This is a genomic window from Micromonospora sp. NPDC048835, assembly GCF_040649995.1.
Taxonomy (GTDB): domain Bacteria; phylum Actinomycetota; class Actinomycetes; order Mycobacteriales; family Micromonosporaceae; genus Micromonospora.
Genome location: NZ_JBEZGM010000045.1, coordinates 1 through 9,346 on the forward strand (window position 1 = coordinate 1; position 9,346 = coordinate 9,346).

The following is a 9,346-nucleotide window of genomic DNA, read 5'->3' on the forward strand; positions in this document are numbered from 1 at the left end:
CTTCAAGCACCGGATGCTCGCGCAGACCCCGCAACGGTTCCGGGGCGGAACGGAGGGCGGTCAGGCTTGATCCCTGCGCCGGGCACGGCGGGCCCCCGCCCCCGTCGTGGTTCCGGTTTGCGCGGGGGTTCCGCCGCCGTCGTCGGTGGTGGATCTGATCTTGGTGGTTCTCGGTCGACGTGGGGTCTTGGGTTGTGGTTTGGGTGGGGTTACCAGCCTCGGGCTTTCCACTGGGGGAGGGCGGGGCGCTCCGCGCCGAGGGTGCTGTCCTTGCCGTGACCCGGGTAGAACCAGGTGTCGTCCGGGAGCCTGTCGAACAGCTTGTGCTCGACGTCGCCGATCAGCGCCGCGAAGCGCTCCGGATCCTTGTCGGTGTTACCCACCCCGCCGGGGAAGAGGCTGTCGCCGGTGAAGAGGTGCGGCGTGCCGGCCGGGTCGCGGTAGAGCAGCGCGATCGATCCGGGGGTGTGCCCCTTGATGTGGATGACCTCCAGTGCGCAGTCGCCGACCGGCACGGTGTCACCGTCGGCCAGCCGCTCCGCCTCGATCGGCAGCCCCGCCGCGTCATCGGCGTGCACGAGCGCCCGGGCGCCGGTCTTCGCGACGACCTCCTCCAGCGCCACCCAGTGATCCATGTGCTGGTGCGTGGTCACCACTGCGGTGAGCCCACCGTCGCCGATCAGATCGAGCAGCCGGGGCGCCTCGTTGGCCGCGTCGATCAGCACCTGGTCGCCGGTGCCCGTGCAGCGCAGCAGGTAGGCGTTGTTGTCCATCGGACCCACCGACAGCTTGCTGATGGTCAGCCCGTCCAGCTCCCGTACCGCCGGCGCGCCGCCGTGCGTGACGTCTCCGCTGTATGTCATGAGGTTTCTATATCCATTCCGGTGGAGTGGGCAGGGGACCGTCGGGGATGACGGAGAGCGGGGCGCCGTCGGCGCGGCCGATCAGCCAGGCGGCGAGGTCGGGGGCGGGACCGGAGACGACCGGGGCGCCGACGCGTTCCCCGATCACCACCTCGTGCTCGCCGCCGTCGAGGCGGAGCACCATCGACGGCGGCGTCGGCGCCATCGCGTGATGGCTTGCCGCCTCGCGCAACAGTCGGTGGGCGAACGTCTCCGACCAGTGCGCGGCCCGATAGTCGGCGGCCAGATCGACGTGGTGCACCTCGATCTCCCGAAACCGACCCCAGACCAGCAGCGCGGCCGGCCACGGCCCCTTACGCGCCTGCACCGTCGCCGCCCAGGCGTCGGCCGGCATCGCCGCGACCGCCTCGGCGAAGAGGTCCGCGGTGCGGCGCAGGTCGTCCAGGTGCGCGGCCGGCGGTCGGGCCGCGCCGGCTTCGATGTCCGCCGCGCGGGCCTCCAACGAGGCGTACATCGGCAGCGCCTGCCCGGTGCGGGCCGAGGTGAGCAGGTTGACGAAACCATCGGCGTTGCGCGCCAGGTGCGCCAACACATGGCCGCGCGTCCATCCCGGCAGCAGCGAGGCGGCGGCCAGGTCCGCGGTGTCGAAAGACGCGGCGGTACGCAGAAGTCGGCTGGTGGCCGCGTCGACCTCGCCCATCAGCAGCAGCGGATCCGTCGTCACCCGTCGACCCTAGCGGTCCGTCGCCCGCGCCGTCGCCGGGGAAATCGCTTTCGGCGCGTCGCCGCGCCACCTACCGTCAGCGGCAGACGCGGCACCGGGACATCGGACGGAGGTGGTGATCATGCCGGACGTGGCACGCGTGTTCCGCCATCACCAGCTTCGACACCGATGAGGATGCCATGACCATCGATCTGACCGCCCTCGGCTGGGACGCCGAGCGGACGGCGTACGCCGCGCGCCGCGGCGAGCACCAGCCGGGCCGGGTGGCCCGGGTGGACCGGGGGGTCTGCACGGTGCTCACCGCGGCCGGCCCGGTCCGGGCCAGCCTGGGCGGGGCGGTGCTGACCGCCGCCGCGCGGGACCCGTCCGCGCTGCCCTGCGCCGGTGACTGGGTGCTGCTCACCCACTGGCCGGACCGCCGGGTCACCGTGGAGACGGTGTTGCCGCGGCGATCCGCGCTGATCCGGCGTACCGCCGGCAAGGACGCCAGCGGCCAGGTGCTGGCCGCCAACCTCGACGCCGCCGCCGTGGTGGAGCCGGTGCACCCCGAGCCGGACGTGGGCCGCATCGAGCGGCTGCTCTCGCTGGCCCACGAGTCCGGTGCCCGACCACTTGTCGTGCTCACCAAGGCGGACCTCGCGGCCGACCCGGGCGCGCTGGCCCGCCAGTTGGCCGCCGTCGCTCCGGGGGTGCCGGTGCTGCCGGTCAGCGCCGAGCGGGGCCTCGGGCTGGGTGCGCTGCGCGCCGAGGTGGCGCCCGGCCGCACGCTCGGCCTGCTCGGCCCGTCCGGCGCCGGCAAGTCGAGCCTGGTCAACGCCCTCGCCGGGGCGGTGATGATGCCCACCCAGGCGATCCGGCGGGTCGACGGCAAGGGCCGGCACACCACCACCTGGCGGGCCCTCGTACCCATCCCCGGTGGCGGCGCGGTGATCGACACGCCGGGTGTACGGGCGGTCGGCCTGCTTGACGGGGCGGCCGGGCTGGACCGGGCGTTCACCGACATCGTCGGGCTGGCCGAGGGCTGCCGCTACGCCGACTGCGGCCACGACGGCGAGCCCGCCTGCGCGGTCCGGGAGGCCCTGCACACCGGCGAGCTCTCCACCCGCCGCTGGGAGAGCTGGCGGCGGCTGCAGGGTGAGGTGGCCCACGAGAGTCGACGGCGGGAGGCCCGAATGGCGGCCGAGCGGCGCGGCGGGTGGCGTTCGGCCCGACGCCGGGCCGCGCGACCGCCGGCACCCGGCGGTTACTGACCCCGCGTCTGCCGACGCGTGGCCGACCGGGCTCGCGGGCGGGGCGGCTGACCGGGCCGACCGGGCTCGCGGGCGGGGCGGCCGACGCGTGGCTGACCGGGCTCGCGGGCGGTGCGGCCGACCGGGCTGAGCTGGGGGAATGTGCGGGCGGGGGAAACTGTCATACCTCGGGGCTAGAGTTGCCGAGGCACGTTTCCTGCGCCCGCACGACCGCTCAAGAGCACCCAGAGCGGGACAAATTCTTCGCTTCGTCTTCTCCCGGGAGTACACGCACCGTGGCCGACCGACTGATCATCCGTGGCGCGCGCGAGCACAACCTGCGTGACGTCAGTCTCGACCTGCCCCGGGACGCACTCATCGTGTTCACCGGGCTGTCCGGGTCGGGCAAGTCGAGCCTGGCCTTCGACACCATCTTCGCCGAGGGGCAGCGCCGCTACGTCGAGTCGCTCTCGTCGTACGCCCGGCAGTTCCTCGGCCAGATGGACAAGCCGGACGTCGACTTCATCGAGGGCCTGAGCCCGGCCGTCTCGATCGACCAGAAGTCCACCTCGCGCAACCCGCGCTCGACCGTCGGGACCATCACCGAGGTCTACGACTACCTGCGCCTGCTCTACGCCCGCATCGGTGAGCCGCACTGCCCGGTCTGCGGTGAGCGCATCTCCCGACAGAGCCCGCAACAGATCGTCGACCGGGTCCTCGCGATGGCCGAGGGCACCAAGTTCATGGTGCTCGCCCCGGTCATCCGGGGTCGCAAGGGCGAGTACGTCGACCTCTTCGCCGAGTTGCAGGCCAAGGGCTACGCCCGGGCCCGCGTCGACGGCGTGGTGCACCCGCTCACCGAGCCGCCGAAGCTCAAGAAGCAGGAGAAGCACACCATCGAGGTGGTGATCGACCGGCTCACCGTCAAGCCGAGCGCCAAGCAGCGCCTCACCGACTCGGTCGAGGCCGCGCTGGGCCTGTCCAGTGGCCTGGTCCTGCTCGACTTCGTCGACCTCCCCGAGGACGACCCGGACCGCGAGCGCCGCTACTCCGAGCACCTGGCCTGCCCCAACGACCACCCGCTCGCCATCGAGGACCTCGAGCCCCGGGTGTTCTCCTTCAACGCGCCGTACGGCGCCTGCCCGGAGTGCACCGGCCTGGGCACCAAGAAGGAGGTCGACCCGGAGCTGCTGATCCCCGACCCGGAGCGCAGCCTGCGCGAGGGCGCCATCCAGCCCTGGGCCACCGGCCACAACCTGGAATATTTCCTGCGCCTGCTGGAGGCGCTCGGCGAGGCGCAGCACTTCGACATCGACACCCCGTGGCGGGCGTTGCCGGCGCGGGCGCAGAAGACGATCCTGCACGGCTCCGACGACCAGGTGCACGTGCGCTACCGCAACAAGTACGGCCGTGAGCGCTCCTACTACACCGGCTTTGAGGGCGTGGTGCAGTGGATCGAGCGCCGGCACGCCGACACCGAGTCCGAGTGGTCCCGCGACAAGTACGAGGGCTACATGCGCGACGTGCCGTGCGCGGCGTGCGGCGGCGCCCGGCTCAAGCCCGAGGTGCTCGCGGTCACCCTTGCCGGCAAGAGCATCGCCGAGGTCTGCAACCTGTCCGTGGGCGAGTGCGCCGACCTGCTCGCCGGCATCGAGCTGACCGACCGGCAGAAGCTGATCGCCGAGCGGGTCCTCAAGGAGATCAACGCCCGGTTGCGGTTCCTGCTCGACGTCGGCCTGGACTACCTCTCCCTGGACCGCCCGGCCGGCACGCTCTCCGGCGGTGAGGCGCAGCGCATCCGGTTGGCCACCCAGATCGGGTCGGGCCTGGTCGGCGTGCTCTACGTGCTCGACGAGCCGTCGATCGGGCTGCACCAGCGCGACAACCACCGGCTCATCGAGACCCTGATCCGGCTGCGCGGGCTGGGCAACACGCTGATCGTGGTCGAGCACGACGAGGACACCATCCGGGTCGCCGACTGGATCGTCGACATCGGGCCCGGCGCGGGTGAGCACGGCGGCAAGATCGTGCACAGCGGCTCGGTTCCGGCACTGCTGAAGAACAAGGAGTCGATCACCGGGGCGTACCTGTCCGGGCGTCGGTCGATCCCGACGCCGACGGGTCGCCGCCCGCAGGAGCCGGGCCGCGAACTGGTGGTGCACGGGGCGCGGGAGCACAACCTGCGCAACCTGACCGTCTCGTTCCCGCTGGGCCAGCTGATCGCGGTCACCGGGGTCAGTGGCTCGGGCAAGTCGACGCTCGTCAACGACATCCTGTACGCGGTGCTGGCCAACCAGATCAACGGCGCCCGGCTGGTGCCCGGCCGGCACACCCGGGTCTCCGGTCTCGAGCACGTGGACAAGGTCGTCGGCGTGGACCAGTCACCGATCGGCCGGACGCCGCGCTCCAACCCGGCCACCTACACCGGCGTCTGGGACCACGTCCGCAAGCTCTTCGCCGAGACCACCGAGGCGAAGGTCCGCGGGTACGGTCCGGGCCGGTTCTCGTTCAACGTCAAGGGCGGGCGCTGCGAGGCGTGCTCGGGCGACGGCACCATCAAGATCGAGATGAACTTCCTCCCCGACGTGTACGTCCCCTGCGAGGTCTGCAAGGGCGCCCGGTACAACCGGGAGACCCTGGAGGTGCACTACAAGGGCAAGACCGTCTCGGACGTGTTGGAGATGCCGATCGAGGAGGCCGCCGAGTTCTTCTCCGCCATCCCGGCCATCCACCGGCACCTCAAGACGCTCGTCGACGTCGGCCTGGGCTACGTACGTCTCGGGCAGCCCGCGCCGACGCTGTCCGGTGGTGAGGCGCAGCGGGTCAAGCTCGCGTCCGAGTTGCAGAAGCGCTCCACCGGGCGGACGGTCTACGTGCTCGACGAGCCGACCACGGGCCTGCACTTCGAGGACATCCGCAAGCTGCTGATGGTGCTCGAGGGGCTCGTCGACAAGGGCAACACGGTGATCACCATCGAGCACAACCTCGACGTGATCAAGACCGCGGACTGGCTGATCGACATGGGTCCCGAGGGTGGCCACCGCGGCGGCACCGTGCTCGCCACCGGCACGCCGGAGGAGGTCGCCGAGGTCGCCGAGAGCCACACCGGTGAGTTCCTGCGCCAGGTGCTCAAGCTCGACGGTGCGGCCAAGGGTGCGGCTGCCGCCACCACCCGGGCCGCCAAGGCCAACGGCGTGACCAAGGCGCGGGCCAGCCGCAAGGTGCCGGCCGCCGCGCGCTGACCTCGCCGTATGTGTGCACAGGGCGGGGCGGGTCGGTCGACGACCCGCCCCGCCCTATTTGCCGGGTCGGACGAATGCCGCAATGAACCATCCGGCACAGTTGCGCGTGTGGAGAAGTGTGACCGGCTCTTGACCGGCGCAGCGGGCTAGAGAGAGGCGAGGCATGAGTGACGATCAGGCGCTGACCGGTCCGGGTACGCAGACCCGTCGTACCCTGCTCACCGGCGTCGGGGCGGTCGGCGCGGCCGTCGTCCTGGCTGCCTGCGGCAGCGACGACGGCAGCGGCAGCGGTGCGCCCACGAGTGGTGGCCCCGCCGTACCCAGCACCGGCGACGCCGGCGGCGGCGACCGGCAGAATGCCCAGTCACTGGCCACCACCGCCGACATCCCGGTCGGCGGGGGCAAGGTCCTCGCCGCCGAGGGCGTGGTCATCACCCAGCCGGCAGCCGGCCAGTTCAAGGGCTTCAGCCCGATCTGTACGCACCAGAACTGCCCGGTCACGAACGTCGACGGCGGCACCATCAACTGCACCTGCCACGGCAGCAAGTTCTCGATCGAGGACGGCTCGGTGAAGGCCGGCCCGGCCACCAAGCCGCTGCCGCCCAAGAACATCAAGGTCACCGGGGACCAGATCTCGCTGGCCTGACCGGAGACCGGCCCGCTGGCCTGGCTGGCCTCGGGTCTGGGTCGGGTCGGGTCGGGCCGGGCTGGGTCGGGCCGGGCTTGCCGGGCCGGGCTTGCCGGGCCTCGGTGGGCGCGGAGGTTGCGTGGTCCAGCAAGATCGACTCGTGTTTCGGCAAGTCGGGGCGTCCGGAACATGCTGACACCCCGACTTCCGGGACACCGAGTGGATCACGTGCCTGCGGTGGGGTGTCGGTGGCGCGGACTAGGCTTGTTGGCGTGGCTGACCCCTCGACCTACCGTCCCGCGCCCGGCACCATCCCGGAGCTTCCGGGGGTCTACCGCTTCCGCGACGGCACCGGTCGAGTGATCTATGTCGGCAAGGCGCGAAATCTGCGCAGCCGACTCAACTCCTACTTCGGCGACGTGTGGAACCTGCACGAGCGCACCCGACAGATGGTCACCACCGCAGAGTCGGTGGACTGGATCACCGTCGGCACCGAGGTCGAGGCGCTCCAGCAGGAGTTCACCTGGATCAAGCAGTACGACCCGCGGTTCAACGTCCGCTACCGCGACGACAAGTCGTACCCCTATCTCGCCGTCACCCTCGACGAGGAGTACCCACGGCTGCAGGTGATGCGCGGCGCCAAGCGCAAGGGCGTGCGTTACTTCGGTCCCTACTCGCACGCCTGGGCCATCCGGGAGACCCTGGACCTGCTGCTGCGGGTGTTCCCGGCCCGGACGTGCTCCGCCGGGGTGTTCAAACGGGCCGGGCAGGTCGGTCGTCCCTGTCTGCTCGGTTACATCGGCAAGTGCTCGGCGCCGTGCGTCGGCACCGTCTCCGCCGACGAACACCGGGCCATCGTCGACGGGTTCTGCGACTTCATGGCCGGGCGCACCGACACCATGGTCCGCAAGCTCGAACGCGAGATGACCGAGGCGAGCGAGCAACTGGAGTTCGAGCGGGCCGCCCGGCTGCGCGATGACGTGGCCGCGCTGCGCCGGGCCATGGAGAAACAGACAGTGGTGCTCGGCGACGGCACCGACGCCGACGTCGTCGCGTTCGCCGACGATCCGCTCGAGGCGGCCGTGCAGGTCTTCCACGTCCGCGACGGCCGGGTCCGCGGCCAGCGCGGCTGGGTGGTGGAGAAGACCGAGGACCTGACCACCGGAGACCTGGTCCACCACTTCTGCACCCAGGTGTACGGCGGCGAGCACGGCGAGGCCGACGTGCCCCGGGAGTTGCTGGTCCCCGAGTTGCCCGCCGACGCCGACGCGCTCAACGAATGGCTCTCCACCCACCGGGGCAGTCGGGTGTCGCTGCGAGTGCCGCAGCGCGGCGACAAGCGCTCACTAATGGAGACCGTGGAGCGCAACGCCAAGGACGCGCTGGCCCGACACAAACTGAAGCGCTCCGGTGACCTGACCACCCGGGGCAAGGCACTTGACGAGATCAGCGATGCGCTGGGCATGAGCACCTCGCCGCTGCGCATCGAGTGCTTCGACATCTCCCAGATTCAGGGCACCGACGTGGTCGCCAGCATGGTGGTCTTCGAGGACGGGCTGCCCCGCAAGAGCGAGTACCGGCGGTTCATCGTCCGGGGTGCCACCGACGACCTCTCCGCGATGTCCGAGGTGCTCCGTCGCCGCTTCGCCCGCTACCTCGACGCCAGGGCCGAGACGGGCGAGGTGGGCGTGGAGTCCGCCGACGACATGGCGACCCCTGACAGCACGGCGACCCCTGACAGCACGGCGGCCCCCGGCGGCACGGCGACCCCTGACGGCACGGCGACCCCTGACGACATGGCGACTCCCGACGGCACGGCGGCCCCTGGCGGCACGGCGGTTCCTCAAGCCGTGGTCGAGCCGCAGGTCGGCATCCTGATCGACCCGACCACCGGCCGGCCCCGAAAATTCGCGTACCCGCCACAGTTGGTGGTCGTGGACGGCGGCGCCCCACAGGTCGCGGCCGCCGCGCAGGCCCTCGCCGACCTGGGCATCGACGACGTGGCGCTGTGCGGGCTGGCCAAGCGACTGGAGGAGGTGTGGCTTCCGGACGACGAGTTCCCGGTCATCCTCCCGCGCACCTCGGAAGGGCTCTACCTGCTGCAACGGGTGCGTGACGAGGCGCACCGGTTCGCCATCACCTTCCATCGGCAGCGCCGCTCCAAGCGAATGACCGAATCCGCCCTGGACCGCGTACCCGGCCTGGGCGAGGTACGTCGCAAAGCGCTGCTGCGGCACTTCGGCTCGCTCAAGCGACTCTCGGCCGCGACCGTCGAAGAGATCACCGAGGTGCCGGGGGTGGGTCGGCGTACCGCCGAGGCGATCCTTGCCGCCCTCGACCAGGGCGCGAAGGCCGACGACGGTGCGGAGGCGAAGCCCGGCGCCTGACCGCTGCCCCTGCTCGCCCATCTCAAGGTGGGCGACCAGGTTCGGGCTGGCTGCCGTTGCTTTTTCCGTGCTCGGGTGAGGGTGCGCATGATCGTGCTCGATCCTTGTTGTAGTGGCCTCGTCCGCGCGGGGAGGGGCCTATTTCATGGATCGAGCACGACCTTGGGTTGGGCTGAGGGCTCGGAGCCCGTGTCCGCGCCCTGCCGAGGGTTCGTGCCTTTTCCGTAGTGGGGCCTGTTTCCGTGGTCGGGCCTGCTCCGGTGGTCGGGCCTG

Annotated in this window: 6 protein-coding genes; 4 read left to right on the forward strand and 2 right to left on the reverse strand. The window is 71.3% G+C overall.

Annotation, left to right across the window (positions count from 1 at the left end):
• Positions 1-209: 209 nt before the first annotated feature.
• Both AB0C15_RS30620 and AB0C15_RS30625 read right to left on the reverse strand, forming a co-directional pair.
• Positions 210-863, reverse strand: a complete 654-nt coding sequence (locus AB0C15_RS30620; RefSeq protein ID WP_357357857.1) for an MBL fold metallo-hydrolase — start codon at positions 861-863, stop codon at positions 210-212.
• Positions 864-870: 7 nt separating this feature from the next.
• Complete coding sequence (locus tag AB0C15_RS30625) at positions 871-1,587, reverse strand: maleylpyruvate isomerase family mycothiol-dependent enzyme (protein WP_357357859.1); 717 nt, start codon at positions 1,585-1,587, stop codon at positions 871-873.
• A gap of 179 nt (positions 1,588-1,766) precedes the next feature.
• On the opposite strand from AB0C15_RS30625, the gene rsgA reads away from it, so the two are divergent.
• From rsgA to uvrC, 4 genes are all read left to right on the forward strand, one after another.
• On the forward strand, positions 1,767-2,837 hold the full coding sequence (rsgA, locus tag AB0C15_RS30630) for a ribosome small subunit-dependent GTPase A (protein ID WP_357357861.1): 1,071 nt from the start codon (positions 1,767-1,769) through the stop codon (positions 2,835-2,837).
• Positions 2,838-3,112: 275 nt separating this feature from the next.
• Positions 3,113-6,058 (forward strand): excinuclease ABC subunit UvrA, encoded by a 2,946-nt coding sequence (uvrA, locus tag AB0C15_RS30635; protein ID WP_357357863.1) that lies wholly within the window; start codon positions 3,113-3,115, stop codon positions 6,056-6,058.
• 163 nt (positions 6,059-6,221) lie between these two features.
• Entirely contained in the window at positions 6,222-6,704 is a 483-nt protein-coding gene (locus AB0C15_RS30640; protein WP_357357866.1) for a Rieske (2Fe-2S) protein, read from the forward strand.
• 254 nt (positions 6,705-6,958) lie between these two features.
• Complete coding sequence (uvrC, locus tag AB0C15_RS30645; RefSeq protein WP_357357868.1) at positions 6,959-9,073, forward strand: excinuclease ABC subunit UvrC; 2,115 nt, start codon at positions 6,959-6,961, stop codon at positions 9,071-9,073.
• Positions 9,074-9,346 lie beyond the last annotated feature (273 nt).

Coding starts and splice junctions, on each gene's coding strand:
- AB0C15_RS30620 (WP_357357857.1), bottom strand. CDS start 863: ATGACATACAGCGGAGACGTCACGCACGGCGGCGCGCCGGCGGTACGG.
- rsgA (WP_357357861.1), top strand. CDS start 1,767: ATGACCATCGATCTGACCGCCCTCGGCTGGGACGCCGAGCGGACGGCG.
- AB0C15_RS30640 (WP_357357866.1), top strand. CDS start 6,222: ATGAGTGACGATCAGGCGCTGACCGGTCCGGGTACGCAGACCCGTCGT.